At 68.1% G+C, this 22,275-nt stretch carries 17 protein-coding genes and 5 pseudogenes; 18 read left to right on the top strand and 4 right to left on the bottom strand.

From position 1 onward, the window contains the following. Positions 1 to 380 precede the first annotated feature (380 nt). From gshA to rsd, 3 genes are all read left to right on the top strand, one after another. Positions 381 to 2,003: a glutamate--cysteine ligase gene (gene gshA / locus ACSJDS_RS17080; protein ID WP_473034281.1), complete on the top strand. Its 1,623-nt coding sequence runs from the start codon at positions 381 to 383 to the stop codon at positions 2,001 to 2,003. A gap of 2 nt (positions 2,004 to 2,005) precedes the next feature. Next, complete coding sequence (locus ACSJDS_RS17075; RefSeq protein WP_473034280.1) at positions 2,006 to 2,545, top strand: disulfide bond formation protein B; 540 nt, start codon at positions 2,006 to 2,008, stop codon at positions 2,543 to 2,545. Between the two features lie 275 nt (positions 2,546 to 2,820). Beyond that, entirely contained in the window at positions 2,821 to 3,321 is a 501-nt protein-coding gene (gene rsd / locus ACSJDS_RS17070; RefSeq protein WP_473034279.1) for a sigma D regulator, read from the top strand. A gap of 9 nt (positions 3,322 to 3,330) precedes the next feature. Here rsd and ACSJDS_RS17065 read toward each other — a convergent pair whose 3' ends face one another. From ACSJDS_RS17065 to ACSJDS_RS17055, 3 genes are read right to left on the bottom strand one after another with little or no spacing between them, the layout of a single operon-like run. Further along, positions 3,331 to 6,453, bottom strand: a complete 3,123-nt coding sequence (locus tag ACSJDS_RS17065) for an efflux RND transporter permease subunit (protein ID WP_473034278.1) — start codon at positions 6,451 to 6,453, stop codon at positions 3,331 to 3,333. A gap of 2 nt (positions 6,454 to 6,455) precedes the next feature. Continuing rightward, positions 6,456 to 6,599: a hypothetical protein gene (locus ACSJDS_RS17060; RefSeq protein WP_473034277.1), complete on the bottom strand. Its 144-nt coding sequence runs from the start codon at positions 6,597 to 6,599 to the stop codon at positions 6,456 to 6,458. Continuing rightward, positions 6,590 to 7,597, bottom strand: coding sequence for an efflux RND transporter periplasmic adaptor subunit (locus ACSJDS_RS17055; protein ID WP_473034276.1), 1,008 nt, complete (start codon positions 7,595 to 7,597; stop codon positions 6,590 to 6,592). Before ACSJDS_RS17055 ends, ACSJDS_RS17060 begins: the two co-directional genes overlap by 10 nt. A 452-nt stretch (positions 7,598 to 8,049) precedes the next feature. Here ACSJDS_RS17055 and ACSJDS_RS17050 point away from each other — a divergent pair, with 452 nt between their 5' ends. Continuing rightward, positions 8,050 to 9,024 carry a malate dehydrogenase gene (locus tag ACSJDS_RS17050; protein WP_473034275.1) on the top strand — a complete coding sequence of 325 codons (975 nt, stop codon included), beginning with the start codon at positions 8,050 to 8,052 and terminating at the stop codon, positions 9,022 to 9,024. Between the two features lie 291 nt (positions 9,025 to 9,315). On the opposite strand, the gene ACSJDS_RS17045 is transcribed toward ACSJDS_RS17050, so the two are convergent. Further along, the gene (locus ACSJDS_RS17045; RefSeq protein WP_473034274.1) at positions 9,316 to 9,972 is read right to left on the bottom strand and encodes a histidinol-phosphatase; all 657 of its coding nucleotides are present in this window, start codon (positions 9,970 to 9,972) and stop codon (positions 9,316 to 9,318) included. 195 nt (positions 9,973 to 10,167) lie between these two features. Between ACSJDS_RS17045 and ACSJDS_RS17040 the strand changes: the two genes are divergently transcribed. From ACSJDS_RS17040 to ACSJDS_RS16975, 14 genes and pseudogenes are all read left to right on the top strand, one after another. After that, positions 10,168 to 10,659: an RNA pyrophosphohydrolase gene (locus ACSJDS_RS17040; RefSeq protein ID WP_473034273.1), complete on the top strand. Its 492-nt coding sequence runs from the start codon at positions 10,168 to 10,170 to the stop codon at positions 10,657 to 10,659. Between the two features lie 108 nt (positions 10,660 to 10,767). Continuing rightward, positions 10,768 to 13,030 (top strand): annotated as a pseudogene (ptsP, locus tag ACSJDS_RS17035) (phosphoenolpyruvate--protein phosphotransferase). Between the two features lie 5 nt (positions 13,031 to 13,035). After that, a complete protein-coding gene (locus tag ACSJDS_RS17030) occupies positions 13,036 to 13,845 on the top strand; it encodes an NRDE family protein (RefSeq protein WP_473034272.1) in 810 nt (269 codons plus the stop codon). A gap of 120 nt (positions 13,846 to 13,965) precedes the next feature. After that, a complete protein-coding gene (locus ACSJDS_RS17025) occupies positions 13,966 to 14,886 on the top strand; it encodes a hypothetical protein (RefSeq protein ID WP_473034271.1) in 921 nt (306 codons plus the stop codon). Further along, positions 14,874 to 15,368: a response regulator gene (locus ACSJDS_RS17020; RefSeq protein WP_473034270.1), complete on the top strand. Its 495-nt coding sequence runs from the start codon at positions 14,874 to 14,876 to the stop codon at positions 15,366 to 15,368. Before ACSJDS_RS17025 ends, ACSJDS_RS17020 begins: the two co-directional genes overlap by 13 nt. Further along, positions 15,365 to 16,158: pseudogene (locus tag ACSJDS_RS17015) on the top strand (sulfite exporter TauE/SafE family protein). The gene ACSJDS_RS17020 and the pseudogene ACSJDS_RS17015 overlap by 4 nt, the downstream one beginning before the upstream one ends. 9 nt (positions 16,159 to 16,167) lie before the next feature. Next, positions 16,168 to 16,952 (top strand): annotated as a pseudogene (lgt, locus tag ACSJDS_RS17010) (prolipoprotein diacylglyceryl transferase). A 46-nt stretch (positions 16,953 to 16,998) separates the two neighbouring features. Beyond that, complete coding sequence (locus tag ACSJDS_RS17005) at positions 16,999 to 17,298, top strand: nucleotidyltransferase domain-containing protein (RefSeq protein WP_473034269.1); 300 nt, start codon at positions 16,999 to 17,001, stop codon at positions 17,296 to 17,298. Between the two features lie 20 nt (positions 17,299 to 17,318). After that, complete coding sequence (locus ACSJDS_RS17000) at positions 17,319 to 17,837, top strand: hypothetical protein (protein WP_473034268.1); 519 nt, start codon at positions 17,319 to 17,321, stop codon at positions 17,835 to 17,837. 92 nt (positions 17,838 to 17,929) lie between these two features. Further along, positions 17,930 to 18,702, top strand: a pseudogene (locus tag ACSJDS_RS16995) (thymidylate synthase). A 38-nt stretch (positions 18,703 to 18,740) separates the two neighbouring features. Next, positions 18,741 to 19,264 (top strand): annotated as a pseudogene (locus ACSJDS_RS16990) (dihydrofolate reductase). Positions 19,265 to 19,565: 301 nt separating this feature from the next. Beyond that, on the top strand, positions 19,566 to 19,868 hold the full coding sequence (locus ACSJDS_RS16985; protein WP_473034267.1) for a hypothetical protein: 303 nt from the start codon (positions 19,566 to 19,568) through the stop codon (positions 19,866 to 19,868). A gap of 211 nt (positions 19,869 to 20,079) precedes the next feature. Further along, complete coding sequence (locus ACSJDS_RS16980; protein WP_473034266.1) at positions 20,080 to 20,682, top strand: ProQ/FINO family protein; 603 nt, start codon at positions 20,080 to 20,082, stop codon at positions 20,680 to 20,682. Positions 20,683 to 21,103: 421 nt separating this feature from the next. Then, positions 21,104 to 22,090: a porin gene (locus ACSJDS_RS16975; RefSeq protein WP_473034265.1), complete on the top strand. Its 987-nt coding sequence runs from the start codon at positions 21,104 to 21,106 to the stop codon at positions 22,088 to 22,090. The last annotated feature ends 185 nt before the right edge of the window (positions 22,091 to 22,275 follow it).

Here is a 22,275-nt window from a genome sequence, read left to right as displayed (position 1 = left end):
GTTCTTCGCACTTTAGCGTGAACATGTCTGGCAGGTTTTATGGTGGGAGGCCGGCTCTGCCGGCGGTTCGACGCTTCGACGAAGGCGCCGCAGGCGCCCCATGGGTAGCGCTACGCACTACTTCGCGAGCTGAAGTCGAGGCGTCGAACCGTCCCTCCCACAGGGCAAGTTCACGCCAGTCTGCGATGAACCAAAAATGAACAGGGGCGGCTGGCGATGTCGGTGGGATCGCGGCAAAACATAGCCGGCTAACCTTTGATTCGGTGCCGGCGGGCGGCATAATTCGGGCATGCCCGGTGCCGGCGCTGTCCGCCGCCATGAAGTGTGAAACGCCTGCTTGCCAGCGTCCACGACCGTTCTTCAAGACAGGGGTGACCAACTTGTCCGATTCACTCGCCTCCCTCATCAAGCGCCTCGAGGGGCCCGCCGCCGAAGGTCGCTTTGGTCGACTGCGCCGCGGCCTGGAAAAGGAAGGGCTGCGCGTCGACCCGGCGGGCCGTATCGCCGGGACGCCGCATCCGGCCGCCTTCGGCTCCAAGCTGACCCATCCGCATATCACCACCGACTATTCGGAGGCGCTGCTGGAGTACATCACCCCGGTCTACGGCCGGCCGGAGGATGCGGCGGCCTTTCTCGCCGACCTGCACCGTTACAGCTACCGCCACCTGGGCGAGGAGCTGATCTGGCCGGCCAGCATGCCGGCGCGGCTGGCCGGCAACGACAGCGTGACTATCGCCGACTATGGTAGCTCCAACGTGGGCACCATGAAGCACGTCTACCGCAAGGGGCTCGACGTGCGCTACGGGCGGATCATGCAGGCCATCGCCGGCACCCACTACAATGTCTCGCTGCCCGACGAGCTCTGGTCGCTGCTGCGCGAACTGGACGGGGCCACCGGCGAGGCGATGAGTGACTACCGCTCTGGCCGCTATTTCGGGCTGATTCGCAACTTTCGCCGCCACAGCTGGCTGCTGCTCTACCTGTTCGGCGCCTCGCCGGCGCTGGACCGCAGCTTCCTGCCGAGCGGCGAGGTGCCCGACAAGCTCCAGGCCCACGGCCGCGATACCCTGGTCTCGCCCTATGCCACCAGCCTGCGCATGTCGGATCTGGGCTACCAGAACAAGGTCCAGGCGCAGCTCAAGATCTGTTTCAACTCGCTGTCCAACTACGTGGGGACCCTGCGCCACGCCATCTCCACGCCGTGGCCGGCCTACGAAGCGATGGGGGTGCGAGTCGACGGCGAGTGGCGCCAGCTCAACGCCAATATCCTGCAGATCGAGAACGAGTACTACAGCGATATCCGCCCCAAGCGGGTCATGCGCCACGACGAGACCCCCAGCCAGGCGCTGGAGGCGCGCGGCGTGGAGTACATCGAGGTACGCTGTCTGGACCTCGACCCCTTCCTGACCCTGGGCATCGACGCATCGCGGATGCGCTTTCTCGATACCTTCCTGATGTGGTGCCTGCTCAAGGAGAGCCCCTGGATCTCCGACGAGGAGTGCGACCGCCTCGACGACAACCGCCAGCGGGTGGTGGAGCGGGGCCGCGACCCGGCCATGCGCCTGGTCCACGACGGCCAGCGCCGCTCGGTGGCCGACTGGGGCGGCGAGATCTTCGACGAGATGGCCGCAGTGGCCGGGCTGCTCGACCGTCTGGAGGAGGGCGTGCCCCACGCGGCGGCCCTGGCAGACCTGGCGCCGAGCCTCGCGGAGCCTGCCCTGACCCCCTCGGGGCGGCTGCTCGCGCGGCTCGAGGAGCGCGATGAGGAGTTCGTCGATGCCATGCTGGCGCTGGCCAGGGAGCAGGCCGAGCAGCTGCGTGGCGAGCCCATGGACCCCGCCTGCGAGGCGCTCTTCGCCGAGCTGGCCCAGACCTCCCATCAGCAGCAGCGCGACATCGAGGCGGGGGATACCCAGAACTTCGAGGCCTTCCTTGGCGACTACTTTGACCGCGCCCGGGAGCCCCGGATCGCGCCACGGCGGCTGGGAGGCAGCGAGGCATGACGATGACGGCGAGACTGCGGCGGATGAGCGTACGCCAGTGGAGCCTGGCCGGCCTGGCCTTCTGCGCGCTGATGATGGCCGTGGCCCTGGGTCTCGAGCATATCGCCGGGCTCGCCCCCTGCCCGCTGTGCATCTTCCAGCGCGTGGCCGTCCTCGCGGCGGCGGCGGTGTTTGGGGTCGCCGCCATCCACAATCCCGCCGGACGGCTGGGGGCGGCGGCCTACGGCGGCCTGTCGCTGGTCGCGGTGCTCGGCGGCATCGGCGTGGCCTGGCGCCACCTGTGGCTGCAGTCGCTGCCGCCGGAGCAGGTGCCCAGCTGCGGCCCCGGGCTCGACTACATGATGGAGATCCTGCCGCTGCGCCAGGTGGTGTCCATGGTGTTTTCCGGCTCCGGGGAGTGCGCCGAGATCGATTTCCTGCTGGCCGGCATCTCGCTGCCCGGCTGGACCCTGATCGGCTTCGTGGTGCTGGCCCTGGTGCCGCTGGGCCTGCTGCGCCTGGCACTGAGCCCGCGGCGCCAGGACACCCAACACTCTGCCTAGCCGCTGGCAGGTCAGTGTGGGAGGCCGGCTCTGCCGGGCGAAGGTGCCGTCAGGCGCCTGGCGGTTGCCGCCTTGGCAGTGCTGCGCACTGCTTCGCGAGCTGAAGTCGAGGCGTCGAACCGTCCCTCCCACGGGGTAGCGGGTGATAACCCAGAGAAGGCCGGTTTCAGGATTGACAGCGACACCGTCCACGAGCGAGTCTGAGACTCCCCGGCGAGAGAACCCTGAGGGCTTGCCGAGGTGGGGTCAGGTCGATAGCCGCAAGGGAGGCGTACATGCTGGAAGACTGCAAGACGGCCCAGGAGCGCTGGGGAGGCGTTCACAAGCTGGTCGACCGCTGGCTCGACGAGCGTCGTGAGCTGCTGGTCAGCTTCCTGGAGCTCAAGGAGGCCTGCGATGCCGAGCTGGAGGCGGTGGGCAAGGCGCAGATCGACCGCTTCAGCGAGCTGCTGATGGACTATATCAGCGCCGGTCACTTCGAGATCTATCCCCAGCTGCGCGAGGAGGCCCGCGCCTTCGACGACGACGACGCCCTGGGCATCGCCGACAAGCTGCTCGAGCGCCTGGACATGTCCACCGAGCTGGTGCTCGCCTTCGATGCCGACTACTCCACTCCGGTGCGCTGCCAGCACTACCTGCCGCGCCTTCCGGCCTGGCTCGATCGCCTGGCCAAGGGGCTCACCGAACGCTTCGCCCTGGAGGACCAGCTGATCGCCCGGCTGCATGCCGCCCACACCCCGGGCGCCTCGTCCAGCGCCGCCCAGCCCCACGCCTGACGTCATCCCTTAGATCCCATCTCCTTCATCCAGCCCGGGCCCTCGTTCCTGGGCCCTTGCTCCTCGCCCCTCGTTCCTCGCCCCTCTAGGCACTCCCAGCACCAGCATGCAGGGGGTGAGCAGCAGGGTCAGGCCGGTGGCGAAGACCAGGCCCCCGGCGATGGCGCTGGAGAGCTGGGTCCACCACTGGGTCGAGGGCGCGCCGATGCCCAGGCTAGGGGCGAAGAGATTGACGTTGACGCCCAGCACCATCGGCATCAGTCCCAGCACCGTGGTGATGGCGGTGAGCAGCACCGGGCGCAGCCGCAGGCCGCCGGCCTCCAGCGCCGCGGCAGCGGGGGCGAGCCCCTCGCGGCGCAGCTGGTTGTAGGTGTCGATCAGCACGATATTGTTGTTCACCACGATGCCCGCCAGGGCGATGATCCCCATGCCCACCATGACGATGCCGAACGGCTGGCCGTTGATCAGCAGCCCCATCAGCACTCCCGCGGTGGAAAAGACGATGGCCGAGAGCACCAGCGCCGCCTGGTAGAGGCTGTTGAACTGGGTGACCAGGATCATCGCCATCAGCGCCACCGCCACCAGGAAGGCGGTGATCAGGAAGCGGCTGGCCTCGTCCTGCTCCTCCTGCTCGCCGGCCACGTTGACCAGCACGTCCTCGGGCGGCTCGCCGAGCGCTTCGAGCAGCGCCTGCAGCCGCTCGTCCGGGCGGTGGCCCTCGGCCACGTCGGCCTCCAGGGTGATGGCGCGCCGCCCGTCGATACGGTGCAGGGTGCCCACCCGCGGCGCCGGCTCCAGGCTGGCGAAGTGCGCGACGGGCACCTGGCCACGGGGCGTGTTGAGGGTCAGCCGGTCCAACTGGTCCAGCGAGCGCCACGCCTCGGGCAGGCGCACGCGGATGTCCACCTCGTCGCGGGCCTCGGGCGGGCGATAGCTGGCCACCTGCAGGCCGGTGGTGACCAGCTGTACGGCGCTGCCCACCGCGGCCACGTCGGCGCCCAGGCGGGCCGCCGCTTCGCGGTCCACGTTCAGTCGCCACTCCACTCCCGGCAGGCTGCGATTGTCCTCGATATCGCGAAAGCCGCCGAGCCGGGCCATGGCATCGCGCAGCGTTTCCACCGCCGCCGCGGCGCGCTCGGCGGTGGGCGCGCTGATCTCCAGCACGATGGGCTTGCCCGCGCCCGGTCCCATGTCCTGTTCACGAAACTCCAGGGCGATGCCCGGCAGCGCGGCGGTGCGCTCGGCCATCTCGGCCATGATGGCCCGGGCCGGGCGCCGCTGGTGCCAGTCGACCAGCTGGAACTGCACCACGCCGATCACGTCGCTGCCGAGCTGCTCGTCGGGGGTGGCGTAGGAGCGCGCGTAGAGGGCCTCGACCTCGCCCATGCCGGCCAGTCGCACCTCCACCCGGCGTACCATGGCGTCCTTCTCCACGGCGGAGAAGTCGCCCCGGCTGCGCACCAGCACCTGGGCGCTGTCGGGATCCACCTCGGGAAAGAACTCCACCCCGTGGTGGAAGCGGCCGTAGCCGGTGTAGATCAGCGCCATCAGCAGCAGGGCGAGCAGCAGGGTATAGCCCGGCCACGCCAGCAGCCGGGCCAGCACCGCCCGGTAGAGGCGCCCGCCGGCGCTGACCGGATTGCCGGGCTCGCCGCCCTGGTGCCGGCGGGCGCTGAACGCCCCGCCCAGGGTGGGCAGGAACACCAGCGCCATGGCCAGGGATGCCAGCAGACAGAGGATCACCGTGGCCGGCAGGTACTTCATGAACTCGCCCACCACCCCGGGCCAGAACAGCAGCGGCACGAACACCGCCAGGGTGGTGGCGGTGGAGGCGATCACCGGCCAGCTCATGCGCGCGGCGGCGTTGATCCATGCCTCGCGGGGCGGCTGGCCGTCGCGCAGGTGGCGGTCGGCCAGCTCGCTGACCACGATGGCGCCGTCCACCAGCATGCCGGCCACCAGGATCAGCGCGAACAGTACCACGATATTGAGGGTGTAGCCGATCGCCCAGATCAGCAGGATGCCGGTGAGAAAGGCGCCGGGAATGGTCAGGCCCACCATCAGCGCACTGCGCAGCCCCATCACCGCCAGGATCACCACCAGCACCAGCACCACCGCGGTCATGACGTTGTTGAGCAGCTCGTCGAGCATGGTCTCGACCATCTCGGACTGATCCATGATGGTGGTGATGGTCAGCCCCTCGGGCAGCAGCGGTGCGGCCTCGTCGAGCACCGCGCGCACTCCCTCCACGGTGGCGATGAGGTCGGCACCGGCGCGCTTGACCACCTCCAGCACCAGGGCCGGCTCGCCGTCGATCCGCGCAAAGCCTTCGGGGTCCTTGAAGGTAGGGCGAATCCAGGCCACCTCGGCGAAGGTCACCACCCGGTCGCCCTCGACCTTGACTGGCATCTGCAGGACATCGTCCAGGGCGTCGATCACCCCGGGCACCTTCACCGGCGTGCGCCCGGCGCCGGTGTCGAGGCTGCCGGCAGCCACCAGGCGGTTGTTGCGGCTGATCAGGCTGAACAGCTCCTCGAAGTCGACCCCGTAGCCGTCGAGCACCTGGGGGTCGATGACGATCTCCAGCAGCTCCTCCCGCTCGCCGCCGAGCTCCACCTCCAGCACCTCGGCGATGCCCTCCATCTCGTCCTGCAGGCGGCGGGCGACGGCCAGACGCTGAGCCTCCTCCAGGGGGCCGGAGAGTCCCAGGGTGAGCACCGGGAAGAGGCCCACGTTGACCTCGAAGACGCGGGGTTCCTCGGCCTCGTCGGGCAGCGAGGCGCTGGCGATGTCGACCTTCTCGCGTACGTCGGCCAGCGCCTGGCGCGGGTCGAAGCCGGCGTCGAACTCCAGGGTCACGGCGGCGTGGCCTTCGCTCGCCTGGGCGGTCATCTTGCGCACGCCCTCGATGGCGCGCAGCTCCTGCTCCATGGGGCGCACCAGCAGGCGCTCGCCATCCTCCGGGCTCACCCCCTCCAGGGCCAGCGACACGTAGATGATGGGGATGGCGATGTCCGGGTTGGCCTCCTTGGGCACCGCCTGCCAGGCGGCCAGCCCGGCCAGCAGCAGCGAGGCCAGCAGCAGCAGGGTGGTGCGCGAACGGTCCAGCGCCGCCTCGATCAGGGTGCGCATGGTCAGGGCGACGCCTCGTCGTTGATGGCCCGGTCGGTCGGGCCGCGCTCGGTCGGGCCGCGCTCGGTCGGGCCGCGGTCGGCCGGTACCGGCGTGACCCGCTCATCGGGCTCGACGAAGCCGCCGCCCAGGGTAATCAGCCGCACCCGCTCGGGCAGGCCGGCGACGCGGGCCTGGCTGGCATCGGCCTCCACCAGGGTGACCGGGGTGGCGACGACGCGGTCCTGTTCGTCCAGGTGCTTGACCCGCAGGCGGTTGTCGGCATCGAGTTCCAGCAGGGCGGGGAGAGGGCGTGAACCTCGCGTGGCGGCAGGGTGATCGTCAGGCTGGTGCTGGCGCCGGCCAGGCGCAGGCCCCTTGGATCGTCCAGGGTCACTTCGAGATAGAAGGTGCGGGTGGCATCGTCGGCGCGGCTGGCCACGTGGGTGAGCTCGCCCGTCAGCGTCTCGCCGTCCAAGAGGCGCACCTCGGCGGGCAGTCCCGGGGCGAGGTGTCGGGCGTCGCGCTGGGCCACCCAGGCGCTGGCGATCAGTCGGCTGTCGTCGACCAGTCGGCCGTAGGCCTCGCCGGGCTGCAGGATGTCGCCGAGCTCGGCGTCCAGGCGGTCGAGCACGCCGTCGAAGGGAGCGGCGGGGCGGGTGTCGTCCAGCGCCCGGCGCAGTTCGGCCACCTCGGCGGCGGCGCGACTGACGCCCGCCTGCAGGCCCAGCTGCTCGGTGCGGGAGATCAGTTCGCGCTGGCGCAGCTGTTCGGCGCCGGCCAGCTCCGCCCGGGCCAGGGCCAGCTCGTCCTCGGTGCGCTCGAGCTGGGCCGCCAGGGCATCCTGGGCGAGTGCCAGCAGGGTGTCGCCGGCGGCGACCCGGGTGCCGACGGCGACCGGCAGCTCGGCCACTCGGCCCTCGCGGCGGGTGCGCAGCTCGACCTCGCGGAAGGGGCGCAGCTGGCCCTGGACCTGCAGCCGGGGAAAATGCGGCGTGGCCTGGCTGTGGCGATACTCGACCCGGATGGGGGCTGGCTCGGGCGCGGGTTCATCGGCCGGGGCGCGGGTCTGGAAGCGCTGCAGGTCGCCAAGGGCCAGCCACGCCAGGAGGGCCAGAAGCATGCCGGCGGCCAGCAGGTAGGAGAGCGGAGGTCGACGTGGCATGGGGCCATCCAATGGCGAAACCGAATGGCCCCAGCATAGCGCAGCCACGGCGAGATTTTCGACCGAGCGAGCCGAGGCGTGGGGCGATCATTGTTAAGAAAAGACTTTTCGCAGACTGCCGTGAACTGGCTCGGTGGGAGGGATGGTTCGACGCCTCAACTTCAGCTCCGGTTCGACGCTTCGACGAAGTGGCGCGCAGCGGTACTCATAGGGCGCCTGCGGCGCCTTCGCCCGCTGAAGCGGCCTCCCACGGTAGGAATCACCCCTTGACGAGAGTCATTCTTGCCGTGTGATTGCCCTAGCGATACCCCTTCCCTAGTCGGAGGTCGGATTGAGTTTTGTGCACTGCAGGCATACCATCTTGGCGGTTCGAATCCCGGCCAGGGCGGGCGTACCCCGTCAGGCCCATCCTCACGGCGTCAACCCGCGCGTTGAAAACCCAAGGAGCCACGATGAAAGATCCCGTCCGTATTGCCATTACCGGTGCCGCCGGTCAGATCAGCTACTCCCTCGCCTTCCGCATCGCCTCCGGCGACATGCTCGGCAAGGACCAGCCGGTCATCCTGCAGCTGCTCGAGATCACCCCGGCAATGGAAGCCCTCAAGGGCGTGGTAATGGAACTCAACGACTGCGCCTTCCCGCTGGTGCAGGAGATCGTTGCCACCGACGACGCCAACGTCGCCTTCAAGGATGCCGATTTCGCCCTGCTGGTGGGCGCTCGCCCGCGCGGCCCGGGCATGGAGCGCAAGGACCTGCTGGAAGCCAATGCGGCGATCTTCTCCGTCCAGGGCAAGGCGCTCAACGACAACGCCAGCCGCGACGTCAAGGTGCTGGTGGTGGGCAACCCGGCCAACACCAACGCCCTGATCGCCTCCTGCAACGCGCCGGACCTGGATCCGGGTCAGTTCACCGCCATGACCCGCCTGGACCACAACCGCGCCCTGACCCAGCTTGCCCAGAAGACCGGCAAGCACGTCACCGACGTCGAGGGCATGATCATCTGGGGCAACCACAGCGCCACCCAGTACCCCGACATCGCCCACTGCAAGGTGGTCGGTACCCCCGCCGCCGAGCTGGTCGAGCGCGACTGGTACGAGAACACCTTCATCCCCGACGTGCAGCAGCGCGGCGCGGCCATCATCAAGGCACGTGGTGCCTCTTCCGCCGCCTCCGCCGCCTCTTCCGCCATCGACCATATGCGCGACTGGGCGCTGGGCAGCGACGGCATCGTCAGCATGGCGATCCCGTCCGACGGCAGCTACGGCGTCGAGCCGGGCATCATCTACTCCTACCCGGTCAAGTGCCAGGGCGGCAAGTACGAGATCGTCCAGGGCCTCGAGCTGGATGGCTTCAGCAAGCAGAAGATGAAGGCCACCGAAGACGAGCTGCGTGAAGAGCGCGCCGCCGTCGAGCACCTGCTGGGCTGACCCTCGACCCCAGCCGTAAGCCGTAAGCCGTAAGCCGTAAGAAAAGGTTCATCGCAGACTGGTGTGAACGGCTTTGTGGGAGGGAGCTTCAGCTCGCGAAGTAGCGCGCAGCGCTACACAAGGGGCGCCTGCGGCGCCTTCGCCCGGCAGAGCCGGCCTCCCACCTTGAAGCTTGTCAAACATGTTCACGCTAAAATGCGAAGAATCTAAGAAAAACCCCGCCAAGGCACGCCTGGCGGGGTTTTTCGACTGTAGGAGCGCCAGCGTTGGCACTAACCGCCGGCGCCTCCGTCACTCCCGCAGGCTGATGATCCGCCAGCCGCGCTGCTTGGCCACTTCGCGCAGGGTGTCGTCCGGGTCCACCGCTACCGGGTGGTCCACCTGCTCCAGCAGCGCCAGGTCGTTGTGGGAGTCGCTGTAGAACCAGGCGTCGTCCAGGGTTAGCTCCTTGTCGGCAAGCCACGCTTCCAGACGCTCGACCTTGCCCTCCCGATAGCTCGGCGTGCCGCTGACCCGTCCGGTGTAGCGGCCGTCGACCACTTCGGGCTCCACGGCGATCAGATGATCCACGCCCAGGCGCTCGGCGATGGGGCCGGTGATGAAGCGATTGGTGGCGGTGATGATCAGCAGGGTATCGCCCCGGGTGCGGTGGCGGGCCAGCAGCTCCTCGCCCTTGGCGAGGATGCTGGGCTCGACCTTGCTGGCCATGAACTGCTGGTGCCAGGCGGCCAGCTGCTCCGGCGAGTTGTCCGCCAGCGGCTTGAGCGCCACCTCCAGAAAGGCGTGGATATCCAGCGTGCCGGCGTCGTAGTCGGCCATGAAGCGGTCGTTGGCTTCCCGGTAGGCGACCGGGTCCACGGCGCCCTGTTCCAGCAGGAACTCGCCCCAGGCATGGTCGCTGTCGATGGACAGCAGGGTGTTGTCCAGGTCGAAGATGGCCAGACTCACGGCTTACCCCTTGCGATTGTTGGATGGAGCGCGATGCGCGAAAGCCCGCGATTATGGCAGACATCCGCCGTCGGTGCTAAGCGACACGCCCCGGCCGGATGGCGACGCCCAGGACAGACTGCCACTTTGTTGTATTGATGCGCTTTGTGCCCTTGTGGAAGAATGGCTCCAATGACGATTTATAAGGTGACGTCCGTGATCGACGCTGACGGCTTTCGCCCCAACGTTGGCATCATCATCGCCAACGCCCAGGGGCAGCTGCTATGGGCGCGTCGGGTAGGACAGAATGCGTGGCAGTTTCCCCAGGGAGGCATCAAGGCATCCGAGACACCGCAACAGGCCCTCTATCGCGAGCTGGAAGAGGAAATCGGCCTGACTGCCGATGACGTCGAAGTGCTTGCCTGTACCCGGGGATGGCTGCGCTATCGCCTGCCGCGACGCATGGTTCGCATCAACTCCCGGCCGGTGTGCATCGGCCAGAAACAGAAGTGGTTCCTGCTGCGGATTCACTGTCAGGAAAGCCGCATTTGCATGGATGGCTCGCCCAAACCGGAATTCGATGGCTGGCGCTGGGTGAGCTACTGGTATCCTCTGGGGCAGGTGGTGCCGTTCAAGCGTGAGGTCTACCGCCGCGCCCTGAGGGAGCTGTCTCCCCGCGCACAGCGGCTGGCCCTGGAAGGCCGCTGATCCCTTTGCCGCCCGGCGGGCGGCGCAAGCCCGGAACCTCCACGGCGGCGTGATCGTCATCAAGTCCTCAGCAGGCGGGAGACAACAACCATGGAACGCAAGACGCCGATGCTAGAGGTGCTGCGACGGATCATTCAGGAGGTCAACTCGGCCCGTAGCCTGGACGCCGCCCTGGCCACCATGGTGCGCCGCATCCGCAAGGCGATGCGCACCGATGTCTGCTCCTTCTATCTCTATGACGCCGAGCTCGAGGAGCTGGTGCTGATGGAGACCATCGGCCTGCACACTCAGGCGGTGGGGCGGGTGACGCTGCGCGTGGGAGAGGGCCTGGTGGGGCTGGTGGCCGAGCGCGAGGAGCCGCTGAACCTGGAGGACGCGCCGGCACATCCGCGCTTTCGCTACTTCGAGGCCACCGGCGAGGAGCGCTACTCGAGCTTTCTCGGCGTGCCCATCATCCATCAGCGCCGCATGCTCGGGGTGCTGGTGGTGCAGCAGGGCGCCAAGCGCCGCTATGACGAAGAGGACGAAGCCTTCCTGGTCACCATGGGGGCCCAGCTGGCCGGCGTGCTGGCCCATGCCCTGGTGACCGGAAGCCTCAGTCGCCCCAGCCTGGATGGTGGCCAGGCGATGTTCACCGGGGTCGCCGCCTCGCCCGGTATGGCCATCGGCGAGGCCGTGGTGATCGCCCCGCCGGCCGACCTGGACAGCGTGCCCGATCTCATTCCCACCGATGTCGACCACGAGATCGAGCGACTCCGGGTGGCCATCGAGCGCGTCCGCGAGGAGATCCGGGCCGCCGGCGAGCGGCTGGCCAACCGGATCTCCGCCCAGGAACTGGCGCTGTTCGAGGTCTATCAGCAGATGCTGGGCGAGGCCGCGCTCTCCCAGGAGATCAAGAAGCGTATCCGAGAAGGGCAGTGGGCGCCGGGGGCCCTCGCCGACGTGGTGCGCCGTCACGTCCAGTATCTGGAGCGGGTCGACGACGACTACCTTCGCGAGCGGGCCGCCGACGTTCGCGACCTGGGCCGACGGGTGCTGGCCCATCTTCAGGAGGAGTGCGCGAGTACGCCGAATCGCTACCCCGAGAACAGCATCCTGGTGGGCGACGAGATCAGCGTGGCGACGCTAGGGGAAATCCCCCGCGAGCGGCTGGCCGGGCTGGTGTCGGTACGCGGCTCCAGTACCTCCCACGTTGCAATCATTGCCCGCGCCATGGGCATTCCCACGGTGCTGGGCATGGTCGATTTGCCGCTGCCGCGTCTCTCCGGGGCGCCGGTGATCCTCGACGGCCACCGCGGCCGCCTCTTCGTGCGCCCCTCCTCGGAGCTGGAGAGTCACTACCAGGGGCTGATCACTGAGGAAGAGGCCTTGAGCGAGCTGCTGGAGCACGAGCAGGACCTGCCCAGCGAGACCCCCGATGGCCACGTCATGCCGCTGATGGTCAACACCGGGTTGGCCATCGATACGGTGGGACCGCTCAAGAAGCGCATCGGCGGGGTGGGGCTCTACCGCACTGAAGTGCCCTTTATGATTACCGAGCGCTTCCCCGGCGAGCAGGAGCAGACGCGGCTCTACCGCGACCAGTTGGAGAAGCTTTGCTCCGCTGCCGGTGGTGATGCGCACCCTGGATATTGGCGGCGACAAGGACCTGCCCTACTTTCCCATTGAGGAGGCCAATCCTTTCCTGGGCTGGCGCGGCATTCGCGTGACCCTGGACCACCCGGAAGTGCTGATGGTGCAGCTGCGGGCCATGCTGCGCGCCTCCCAGGGCATGGACAATCTCCAGGTGCTGCTGCCCATGGTCACCAACGTCGATGAGGTCGACGACGCCCTGCGCCTGCTGGACCGCGCCGTGCGCGAGCTGGGCGAGGAGGGGGTCGTGGTCGAACGGCCCAAGGTGGGCGTCATGTTGGAGGTCCCGGCGACCCTCTACCAGCTCGATGCCCTGGCCGAGCGCACCGACTTCTTCTCGGTGGGCAGTAACGACCTGACCCAGTACCTGCTGGCGGTGGACCGCAACAACCCGCGGGTCGCCGACCTCTACGACGCCTGCCATCCGGCGGTGCTCTCGGCCCTGGCGCGGCTTTCCGAGGATGCCCACAAGCTCAAGATGCCGCTGTCACTGTGCGGCGAGCTGGCCGGTGACCCGGCCGGGGCGCTGCTGCTGATGGGCATGGGGTTCGATTCGCTCTCCATGAATGCGCCCAGTCTGCCGCGGGTGCGGGCGGCGATCCGCCGCGTGCCCCTGGATGCGGCCCAGGCCCTGGTGCAGGAGACCCTGGCCCTGAACACCCCTCGAGCGGTGCGCGACCACCTGATCCGCCGCATGACCGAGTGGCAGCTGTCGCATCTGCTGCCGCCCCGGGACTGAATGCCATGTGCCTGATCGCTTTCGATTTTCGGCCTGATAGTGCGATTCCGCTGCGGCTGGTGGCCAATCGGGACGAATTTCACCAGCGCCCCGCCGCTCCCCTGGGAGTCTGGCAGGATGCGCCGGCGATCGTCGGTGGTCGCGACCTGGAGGCCGGCGGCACCTGGCTGGCCGTGCACCGCCGCGGCCGCGTCGCCGCAGTGACCAATGTCCGCGACCCCGAGCTCAAGGTGTCGGCGAGCGCCCCGAGCCGCGGTCAGCTGGTGCGGGAGGCGTTGGAGTGCGCCGATCTGCCCGCCTGGCTGGAGGAGCTGGCCGGTGGAGAAGGGTGGCGCTTTGCCGGCTTCAACCTGCTGGCCGGCGACGGCCACCGGCTCTGGCATTTGCACCGGGGGCGCGACCTGCTGCGTCTGACGGCGGTCAGGCCCGGCGTCCACGGGCTCTCCAATGCCAGCCTGGATACCCCCTGGCCGAAGCTGATCAGCGTGCGCCAGGGGCTGCTGGAGGCGCTGCGTCGCGGGCGCTGGCCGGACGAGGCGCTGGCCGCGCTGGGCGATACCCAGCCCGCCGATGACGCCCATCTGCCGGAGACCGGCGTCGGGCTGGAGCTCGAGCGGCGGCTGTCCTCTCCCTTCATTCTCGGCGAGCAGTACGGCACCCGCGCCATGACCTGGCTCGAGTGGCAGGCCCAGGCCGGCTGCATTCGCCTCGGCGAGCGCCGCTTCGGCCCCGGCGGCCGACCGCTCGGGGAACACCAGGAGCGCATCTTGCTGGACGCAGCCCCCGCTGAGGGCACTCGCGTCGCTCGGGGCTGAACTTTGCCGGTATGTCTGGCTGTCGTAACCGCCAGGGCGTTGAACCCCGCCGCGCTGCCATGACAGCGGCGGCCCGGCCACGTACACTCGGTCCATCGTTGCATTGCCACAGGGATGAGCATGCCCGCTGCACCTTGCAAGGACCGCTTCTGGTCGCGACTTGTCTGGCCACTGCTATGGCCCTTTCTGCTGGCCCAACTGGTACTGGTGCTGCTGTGTCTGGCGGTGGGGCTGTTTCTGTGGTTGGGTACACCTGAGCCGACCTCCTGGGCTGAGGCCGGCTGGCTGCTGCTGATGCTGCTGGTCGGCACCACCCTGACCACGGCGGCCTTCCTGCTGCAGCTACGCCATCGCCTGAGCGACTTTCAAGCCGGCGTCGACGACGGCCTGGCGCGGGTCGAACGACGCCTGGGGGGCCTGGCGGATAGCCTGCCGGAGTGGCTGCCTCCGCCGGAGACACCGTCATCGGGGGAGCCGCCTGCCGCAGACGATCGACTGGCCGAACGGCTCGGTCGGCTCGACCAGGCGCTCGGCCAGCTGCAGGCACGCTGGCAGCAGTCGCCGGACCTGACGGGGCTGCTGGTGGCGGCCTCCCGCCCGGCGCTGCTGCTGTTCGAGCAGCGTGTCGTGGCGGCCAATCTGGCCATGGAGCAGCTGCTGGGGCAAAGCGCCGCGGCGCTGCGCGGCCAGAGCGCCGCAACGCGGCTGCGCGGCAGTCACGGTGAGGGCGGCGAGCCGGCCACCATGCAGGTGCGCGACGCCGAGGGCCGCTGGCGCCGGCTGGCGGTGGAGCGCCTCGAGACCCAGGGCTATGAGCTGCTGCTTTTCGACGAGCCCCAGGGGGGCTGCCACAGCTGGGTGGCCTGCTCGCGGCCCGTGAGCGGGCCCGGGAGGATTCGCGGCTCAAGTCGCGCTACCTGGGACTGCTGCAGCGCGAGCTTGCGCCGCTGCTGGGCGATCTGGCCGCCGAGCTGGAGCGCGCTGGGGGAGGCGTCGAGGCCCGGCGTCTCGCCGAGCTGCGCGAGCGCATGGCCGACGTGACCCTGCTGCTCAACAGCCTGGCCGACGACCGCGACGGCCTGGCGGAAGCCGATGCGCCTTCGCTGCCCGACCGGGGACCGAGCCTGCGGGTGCTGGTGGTCGACGATGGGCCCGTCAATCGCATGCTGGCAAGCCAGGTGCTGGAAGGGCAGGGCGTGACGGTGGATAGCGTGGCCGGTGGCCAGGAGGCGCTGGAGAGCCGCCGCCGTCACGCCTACGATCTGGTCTTCATGGATATCTTCATGCCCGATATCGATGGCGTGGAGACTGCGCGGCGCTGGCGGGAGGCGGAAGCCGACGACCCCGGCCGCGCCCGCAGCGTGCTGGTGGCTCTGACCGCCAATGCCACCGAGAGTGACCGCCGGCGCTTCCAGGAGGCCGGCATGGACGACTATCTGGCCAAGCCGTACCGGCCCCGGGCGCTGATCGACATGCTTCGCCACTGGCGGCCGGATGCCTTCGAGGAAACCGCATCGACATGACCCTGTTCATTACCCTTCTCGGCTACCTGGCCCTGGGCGCCGCCGCCGGCACCATGGCGGGCCTGTTCGGCGTGGGCGGCGGGCTGATCATCGTGCCGGCCCTGGTCTTCGCCTTCGGCCTGCAGGGCGTCGATCCCGCGATCGCCATGCACCTGGCGGTGGGCACCTCGCTGGCTACCATCGTGATCACCGGGGCGTCGTCGGCCTGGGCCCACCATCAGCGCGGCAGCATCCAGCGCCGCTGGTTCGTGGCGCTGCTGCCGGGCCTGGTGCTGGGCGCCATCGCCGGGGTCTTCGTGGCCGGGGCCCTCTCCGGCGGGCTGCTGGGACGCCTCTTCGGGGTCTTCGTGCTCCTGGTGGCGGGCAAGATGGCGCTGGGCTTGGCCCCAAGCCCGGCACGGTGGCGCCGGGGCGGCTGGGCATGGGCCTCGCCGGTGGCACGATCGGCGGCGTCTCGGCGCTGTTCGGCATCGGTGGCGGCACCCTCTGCGCGCCCTGGCTCTCGCGCTGCGGGGCGACCATGACCCAGGCGGTGGGGACCTCCGCCGCCTGTGGCCTGCCCATCGCGCTGTTCGGCGCGGCCACCTTCATCGTGGTCGGCTGGGGGCACCCGCCGCTGCCCGCCGGTGCCACCGGCTTCGTCATGTGGCCCGCCTTCCTCGGCATCGTGATTGCCAGCGTGCCCTTCGCCCGGGTTGGTGCCCGCCTGGCTCACGTGTTGCCGGCCCACGTTCTGCGCCTCGCCTTCGCCGCCCTGCTGGCGGTGGTGGGGCTGCGCTTTCTGCTCTGAGAGGCTGCCATGACCTATCCCGACATCGACCCGGTGGCCATCTCCCTGGGCCCCTTTCAGGTGCACTGGTACGGCCTGATGTACGTCATCGGCTTCGTCGCCGCCTGGTGGCTGGGGCGCCGCCGCGCCGCCCGCTTCGGCCTGAGCGGCGACGACGTGGGCGACCTGCTGTTCTATGCCGCCATCGGCGTGGTGCTCGGCGGCCGGCTGGGCTATGCGCTCTTCTACGGCATGGGCCAGTGGCTGGCCGACCCGCTGTGGATCCTGCGTATCTGGGACGGCGGCATGAGTTTCCATGGCGGGCTGATCGGGGTGCTGCTGGCCGCGCTTTACTTCGCCCGCAAGAAGCGCATGGCCTTCTTTACCCTCACCGACTTCATCGCCCCGCTGGTGCCCATCGGCCTGGGTGCCGGGCGTATCGGCAACTTCATCAACCGCGAACTGCCCGGCCGGGTCACCGAGCTGCCCTGGGCATGCCCTTTCCCGGCATGGGGCCCGAGCCGCGCCACCCCACGGCGCTTTACGAGGCCTTCCTCGAGGGGCTGGTGCTGTTCGTGGTGCTGTGGTGGGTGTCGGCCAAGCCCCGTGCCCGCGGCTTGGTCTCCGGGCTCTTCCTGCTGCTCTACGGGGTGTTCCGCTTCAGTGTGGAGTTCGTGCGCCTGCCCGACGCCCATATCGGCTTCATCGCCTTCGGCTGGGTGACCATGGGCATGCTGCTGACCCTGCCGATGATCGCCTTCGGCATCACCCTGATCCTCTGGTCGCGCCGGCAGCCGGTGGATGCCAGAATATAAAGCCCGATACATCGCGAGATTTGCTCATCGATCAGGATGGTGTCCGATGCGATTGACGCCGGAACAAGTGGAAATCATCAAGCAGTCGGCGGCCGAGGTGTTCGGCGATGAGGTAAGCGTCAGGCTGTTCGGTTCACGCCTGGATGACGGCGCCAGGGGAGGTGATATTGACCTTCTGGTGGAAAGTCCGCGTGAAATCGTCGGCAAGATGGACAAGATGCTGACTCTCACGGCACGCCTTCAGCTTCGTCTCGGTGATCAGCCCATCGATATCCTGGTGGTCGACCCGACCACTCCCTTGAACCCGGTCCACCGCCACGCACGTGACACGGCCCAGACGCTATGACAGATGAAAAGCAGACACTCTTGCCGATCGATCGCTTCCTGTGGACGCTCGAGATCGTGCGTCGGGAGGGGCATCATCTGCGCTACAGCTGGAGTTCCCTGTTCGAGTCCGGCGTCACTCTCGATGCCCATTGGGTCGCGTCGCTCGATCAGCGGCCCGAGGAAGCGGTCAGGCTCGAAGCCTTCGTCTCGCGTTACAGCCGAATGCAGGACACCATTGCCGACAAACTGATACCACGCTGGCTGCAAAGTCTTGCCGAGCATACCGGTAGCCAGATCGAGAACCTCAATCGAGCCGAACGGCTCAGTGTGTTGGAAAGCACGGAAAGCTGGCTGGCGGCCCGCAAGTTACGCAACCAGCTGGTCCATGAATACATGCAGGATCCGGAGGCTTTTGCCGAGGCGCTGAGCGCCGCCAGGAAGGCCTCACTGATGTTGATGGCGACCTATAACCGAATACGTAGCTACGCCGAGCAGCGGATGGCCCTTGAGGCGGAGCTGCCCGATTCACTGGTAATGCCCGATCAACATGCCAGCTGAGATCCGGTAGAATTCTTTCCCCATTTTCCAGCCCAGGCTACGCCGTGACCGACCCGACGCTTCCGCCCCTCGAACAGCCCTACCTGGATCTGATGCGCCAGGTGCTCGACCACGGCGTCGAGCGCGACGACCGCACCGGGCGGGGACCCGCTCGCTCTTCGGCCACCAGATGCGCTTCGATCTCGCCCGGGGCTTTCCGCTGTTGACCACCAAGAAGCTGCACACCCGCTCGATTTTTCACGAGCTTCTGTGGTTTCTGGCCGGCGATACCAATATCGCCTACCTCAAGGCGCACGGGGTGCGCATCTGGGACGAGTGGGCCGATGCTAACGGTGACCTGGGCCCGGTCTACGGCTACCAGTGGCGCAGCTGGCCCGACCCCCGCGGCGGCCACGTCGACCAGATCGCCACCCTGCTGGAGCAGATCCGCACTGATCCGCAGTCGCGCCGGCTGATCGTCTCGGCCTGGAACCCGGCGCTGGTGGACGAGATGGCCCTGCCGCCATGTCACTGCCTGTTCCAGTTCTACGTGGCGGATGGGCGGCTCTCCTGCCAGCTCTACCAGCGCAGCGCCGATATTTTCCTGGGCGTGCCTTTTAATATTGCCAGCTACGCCCTGCTGACCCAGATGATCGCCCAGGTCTCGGGGCTCGCGCCGGGGGAGTTCATCCATACCCTGGGCGATGCCCACCTCTACCGGAACCATCTGGCGCAGGCCGAAGAGCAGCTCAGCCGTACGCCCCGGCAGGCGCCGCGCCTGGTGCTCGACCCCGGCGTTACCGACCTGTTCGATTTCCGCTTCGAGCACATTGCCATCGAGGGCTACGACCCCCATCCCCATATCAAGGCCGCCGTGGCGGTATAAGCGAGGCCCGCTTCGTGACCGACGAGACAACAAGCGAGATGACCGACGAGACCCTGGTGCCCATCGCCATGATCGCCGCCATGGATCGTAACCGGGTGATCGGCGTGGACAACCGGCTGCCCTGGTACCTGCCGGAGGATCTGACGTTCTTCAAGCGCATGACCCAGGCCAAGCCGCTGGTGATGGGCCGCAAGACCTTCGCCTCCATCGGCCGCCCGCTTCCCGGGCGGCTCAATATCGTGGTGACCCGCGCCCCCGACTTTCACCACGACGGGGTGCGGGTCTGCCACGACCTGGCCGCGGCCCTGGCCCTGGCCGACCAGCAGGCGACCATCGATGCCGCGGAGGAGATCATGGTGATGGGGGCGGGGAGATCTACGCCCAGGCGCTGCCCCATGCCAGCCGGCTCTACCTCACCGAGGTCGATATCGAGGTGGAGGGCGACGCCCGCTTTCCCGAGCTCGACCCGGCCGAGTGGCAGGAGACCCAGCGCGTGCCGGGCAGTCCCGCCGTCGGCCAGCCCGCCTACGACTTCGTGGAGTATCGCCGCCGCGGTGAGTAAGCAGATTGTCAGGTACTTCGCACTTTAGCGTGAACATGTTTCGCAGGCTTTATGGTGGGAGGCCGCGGTTCGACGTCTCGACTCTGCCGGCGGTTCGACGCTTCGACGAAGGCGCCGCAGGCGCCCCATGGGTAGCGCTTTGCGCTACTTCGCGAGCTGAAGCTCCCTCCCACAGAGCCAGTTCACGCCAGTCTGCGAAGAGTCATTTGTCATGGCGAGGCTTCTGGCACAGACTTGCACCCGTGGGCGGCACGGGCCGCATGACGGATACGCAAGAAGAGTCTGCCTGGAGGGTTCCGGTTTGACCGAAGAACGTTCACACCGCCTGCTGGACGCGCTGGAAGCGCGCACCGACACCGCCCTGGGTCAACTGCAAGCCTTCCATGAACGACTCGAGGCGCTCAACGCCCGACTCGCCGAGCTGGAGGCGGAGCGCCTGGAGCTCAAGGAGGAGAATCGCGAGCTTGACGAGCAGAATCGCGAACTCGAGGAGCACAACGCGCGGCTGCTCGAGCGGCTCAAGAGCGGCGAGCCGGCCCCGAGCCCCCGCCCGGACGCGGCGCGCCCAGGGGCTTTCCGCATTGATCGGTCACCGCCCCCGTGAGACGACGCCACCGGCCGTCGCCGAGCCCGACGGCGCAGCCCCCGCCCCGGAACCGGCCCCGACCACGGCGCCAGCCGCCGAGCCCGACGGCGCAGCCCCCGCCCCGGAACCGGTCCCGACCACGCCGCCAGCCGCCGAGCCGGCCGGTGCCGAAGCGACGGTTTCCGGCGATGGGGCAACGCCGCAAGTCCCATCCGACCAGCAGGGCAGCTTGCCCATCGAGCCCGCGCCCTCCGCCGAGGCGCTGCTCGACCAGTGGTACCGGCGCTATCCCCAGGCCTTCTTCAAGGGCCACACGAGACCCCTGAAGGTGGGCATTCACCTCGACCTGGCCGCCGACGAGCCCTGGCCGGAAAAGCTGGTGCGCCGCGCCCTGGCTGGCTACGTCAACCTGCCCCGCTATCTCAAGGCGGTGCGTGAGGGCGCCGAGCGCATCGACCTGACCGGCCGCCCCCAGGGGCGGGTCGACGCCCAGGCCGCCGAACACGCCCGGCGCAAGCTCGAGCGGCTGCAGGCCGAGCGGCGCCGCAAGCCCTCGGCAGCCGGGGGCAAGGGCCGCGCCGCCAGAGGGGGCCGGAAGGCGAAGCCGGCGGCTGCGGCCAGCGGGGGCGTCCAGCCCGATACGTCGCGTAAGGCGCCCCGGCCCGACGCCTCCCGGGCGACCCCGACAACCACGGCCGCGCCGCCCGGCTCGGCCGCGCATGCGGACACCGAGCGTCCGCCGGGTGCCGACAGCGCCAGCCCCGAACAGCGCCTGGAGGCCAAGCTCTCGGCGCTGCTCGCCAAGCACGGCGGCAGCCAGCGCCGCCGCTGAGCCCCTCGCCCTTGTTCTGCATCAAACGTTGAAGCGCCCCGCACTTGCCTCCCGCTGTATCAGCGGGGCATCATGTGCGGGCTCATCGCTGCCAGGTCGCTGTTTTGACAGGCCGGCGGCCGCGGCTCGCGTTAGGATGCGCGATGACCGCTTTAGCAGGGGAAGGTTCCGTGGTTAGGGGCAGGCGTGAAGGAAAACAGTGTTTTTTCTTGTTGCGTTCCCGAAAATCCCGGTATAGAGTTCTACCTGCGAGCATTGGACTATAACAAGGCTTCGCTGCGGACATGTCCGGCCTGGCGACCCTCCTGGGAAGGAGCCGCGCCAACCACGGCGAGACGCATGCCCGGCAAGCTACCCTGCACCGATCATTCCGATCGGGCAGCAACGATCGAAACAGTAAGCTAGTAAAGGAACTATCGCGATGAAAAAGACACTGTTAGCGACTGCCGTTGCCGGCGCCATGGCCCTCACCGGCACCGCCGTACAAGCCGCCACCGTTTACGACCAGGACGGCACCCAGCTGAACATCGGCGGTCGTGTGGCCATTGGTGTGTCCAACACTGATGCTGCTGCTACCGACGGCTCCGGCTCCGAGTTCCGCAATATCTACTCGCGCCTGAACATCAACGGCTCCAGCCAGATCGACCCGGACCTGCGTGGCTTCTTCGAAGTCGAGTGGCGCTTCGACGGCGACGAGCGCAACACCGATGACGCCTTCACCGAAGTGCGCACCAGCCTGGTGGGTGTCGAGAGCCAGACTTTCGGTACCGTGATGGGCGGTAATTTCGCCGGCCTGTACAACAGCCAAGTCCTGATCCCGTTCGATATCTACCTGGATCGCGGCTATGAGATGACCGGTCACCCGTTCAACTCTCGCGGCGACTCCATCGCCTATATGACCCCGAACCTGGAGGGCTTCCAGGCCTTTATCCAGGGCAAGCACTACAGCGCCAACGACAACCTCGGCCTGGACAGCAGCAAGGTGCGCTCCCAGGGTGGTGCGACCTACGAAGTGGCCGGCCTGCGTCTGGCCGCCGGCTGGGCCGAGCCGGAGCCCCTCGAAGTCTCTAACAACCTGAGCAACAAGACCCGCTACGGCGCTACCGCTACCTACGCCTTTAACGACATGTTCAGCGGTCGCCTGGGTATCGACGCTCAGCGTGATGCCTTCGATGGCGACGGTCAGGACGTCTACGGCCTGGGCGGCACCTTCAGCATGGGTCAGTTCACCCTGGCCGGCGACTACTACCATGTCGACACTCCTGACGGTTTTGATAGCCGCAACACATTCGTTGCTGGCGCCTACTACCGTCTGAACCAGAACGTCAACGTCTTCACCGAGATCAATGATCGCGATATCGAGACTGAAGACACCTACGTCGTGGCCGGCGCTCGCTACATGTTCTAAGCAGCGCCTAGCCTAGGCTAGACAAAAGCCGGCTCCTTCGGGGGCCGGTTTTTTGTATGTGTTACCAGCGGCTTATTTGCTGTGGGGCGTTGCCTGAGGCGGCAGCCTGGGCTGCTACCCGGGGCGAAAGCGGTAGTATTGGTGCTTGATACACGTCAAAATATCACTCATCTTGTAGTGACGCC

It is taken from the genome of Halomonas sp. SL18_1 (assembly GCF_055755715.1).
This window is presented reverse-complemented; position numbering and strand designations above follow the sequence as displayed.